The following is a 2,507-nucleotide window of genomic DNA, read 5'->3' as shown; positions in this document are numbered from 1 at the left end:
AGCAGCGTGCACAGCTATGCCTATGACTACCGCACGCGCCGCATCACGCGCAGCGAGCCTGGCAGTAATCCCGTGGCCATGACCTTCAGCGGCGGCTTGAGCGTGGCGGAGTTTGAGGTGACCGACCCGGGAACTGGTACTCTCAACACTCAACCCACCGTCGAGTACCAGCGTGGCCCGGACATGGGCGGCGGGGTGGGCGGGCTGCTCTACTCCCTGCGCAGCGGCACGCCGAAGTTCAACCTGAGCAACGGCCGCGGCGACGTGGTGGCCCAGAGCGACAGCACCGGCGACCTTACCTGGACGGCCAGCTACGAAGCCTACGGCAAGCGCCCGGTGGAAACCGGCAGCAATGCCGACCGCCAGCGAGCCAACACCAAGGAAGAAGACCCCACTGGCCTGCTCAACGAAGGGTTCCGCTACCGTGAATTAGAGACGGGAGTTTGGATGAGCAAAGATCCAGCGGGGTTTGTGGATGGCCCAAACCTTTATGCGTATGTCAGGCAGAATCCGTGGAGCAAGTTTGATCCAAAGGGATTAGCTGAGGACGATATCACGCGAAAGTCGGGCGTTGGCCATCATAAAGCCCCGTTTGCAGACACGCGCGATGACCAGCGACTTAGCAAGGATGTTAAGCGTCTCCTGAATGGTGATAGTATTAGAATCGACGGAAAGGATCTTGATATCGCCAAAGATGCCCTGATTGAATGTAAAGACCACAACGGTGTTGGAGCCGGCGAATACAGTCGACGCTATAGAGCACTAAAGGAAGCCTTTTTGGACAAGGCTGAGAAATTGGGGCTTAAGCCCACTGGAACTGGGAAAGATGCAGTTGAGTTCGCAAAGGCATTGATTCAAGAGGTGGATAATGCGCCTGACGATTACATTCGAACCTTTAACAATATGTGGAGGGAAGGAAAACACCCATCGAGATTTCGAGGTGGTCAAAAGGTTTTTTGGCTGCCGAGCGCGGAGCTGCTAAGGTTGGTGTGTTAGCCCGTATTGGGAGACTGGGAGGCAGAATGTTGGGAGTTATCGGGCTGGCTGGGAGTGCCGCGCAAGCAAAAGACTCGATTGAAGAATACGATCGGGATATTGACGCTGGTGTTCCGCGAAAAGAGGCGCTACGCACGCAGCGCTACAGGTGGGGTTCCCTTGAGGGAAATACACCCGAGGAGCAAAAGAAAGTGGATGAGGCTCGTTCTGATTCATTCCTCAATTGGATAAGCAAGTAACATGTGGTAGATCTAAAATCATGAGAGGCATCATTCGACCGATTTCCGAGGCCGAACTCCGGGGCATGATGGAGGCGGCATTCAACCCGCCGTTGCTTGGCGAGACTCTGACACGGGAGCGATTCGCTAAGGAATATTGGGCTGTCCACGCCCGAGTGCAGGCAGCGCTCCTGACCATAGGTATCCACGATCAGTATGGTGAAGCAGATTTCACAATGAACGATGATGGTCCACTTGCCCGCTCATTGGGTATCCAACTCTCCTCAAAGAAGCTTTGGAGTCCAAAGTTTTTAGGGGTGCTCCAAACGATTCTAAGCAGGGAACCTGAGGCATATCGCGTCTTCGTAGATCACACCATTCTTGAGGAACAGGAATTTTTCTTGTTAGTAACGGCAGATGAAGCTGTGGGCTTTTCACCAAATCCGGCAGTATTTTCAATCTTTGAAAAGTGACGACCCACAGCAGGCTCGTGCCAACTATTGTTAGAAGTGCAGTCACTCTAATGAACGCACAGGCCAACCAATGGCATTGGCTGTGCCAACCCATTTGGAAAAGATGAAGCACAGATAGCTTCTCGGCTATGAACGCTCGTGTGTTGGTAAGACCCTGAATGTTAAACCGCCTGCGCTTTCTACATCACTGTCGGCAGTCCCCGCATCCCAACCCTCACTGTTCTGTTTTATCTGAGCCAAAGTTTACCTACTTCAAACTGAACATCCCAATGCAAAGCCCGCCGCGAATGCAATGGTCCTGGTTAACTTCCTAAAGTGCTCGCTGGCGCGTGATGGGTGCTTCTGCGGCATGTCGGAACGAATTCTGAGGGATGCGGCCTTCCTGTGCGATGTGGCCCGCAGGTTGTTCCAACGCCCCGCGATAGTCAAGATTGGGCCATGTGAGGTGAACGGAGTCTTGTCACTCTCTTTCTCCAAGCTGGATATCTCTCACGCAGGAGGACGGCACGCGCACCTATGACGACCTTGGTCGCGTGAGCACCGAGGTGTCGCGTGAGTTCACCCATGCATACACCTACGATCTCGCCGGCAATCGCATCGCCACGGCGTATGGCACGGGCAGGATTGAGACTCGCACCTTTGATGCACTCAATCGACCTGTGAGCATCACCGAAGGTGGGCGGACCACGAGTTACCACTACGACCTGGCGGGACGCGCCGTGGGTCAGTTGAGTGGCAATGGGCAGTGGGCCACCAGCCACTATGATGCCCAGGGCAGATTGGTGAGACGGACGCTGCGTGAGGGCACTGGCGGAGGTTC

General features: G+C 54.8%; 3 protein-coding genes. All 3 read left to right on the top strand.

The genetic code is table 11. The annotated features are described in order from the left end of the window. The coding region (locus DES53_RS32315) for an RHS repeat domain-containing protein (protein ID WP_147263769.1) at positions 1 to 996 on the top strand (996 nt) is incomplete at its 5' end. A 259-nt stretch (positions 997 to 1,255) separates the two neighbouring features. Beyond that, on the top strand, positions 1,256 to 1,687 hold the full coding sequence (locus DES53_RS32305) for a hypothetical protein (RefSeq protein WP_113962472.1): 432 nt from the start codon (positions 1,256 to 1,258) through the stop codon (positions 1,685 to 1,687). Positions 1,688 to 2,220: 533 nt separating this feature from the next. Then, positions 2,221 to 2,507, top strand: a 287-nt coding sequence (locus DES53_RS32300) for an RHS repeat protein (protein ID WP_147263768.1), incomplete at its 3' end; no start/stop codon positions are given.

The sequence above is a fragment of the Roseimicrobium gellanilyticum genome (genome assembly GCF_003315205.1).
Lineage (GTDB): Bacteria > Verrucomicrobiota > Verrucomicrobiia > Verrucomicrobiales > Verrucomicrobiaceae > Roseimicrobium > Roseimicrobium gellanilyticum.
Note: the sequence above shows the minus strand (reverse complement) of the source record. Positions and strands in the feature narration are given on the sequence as shown.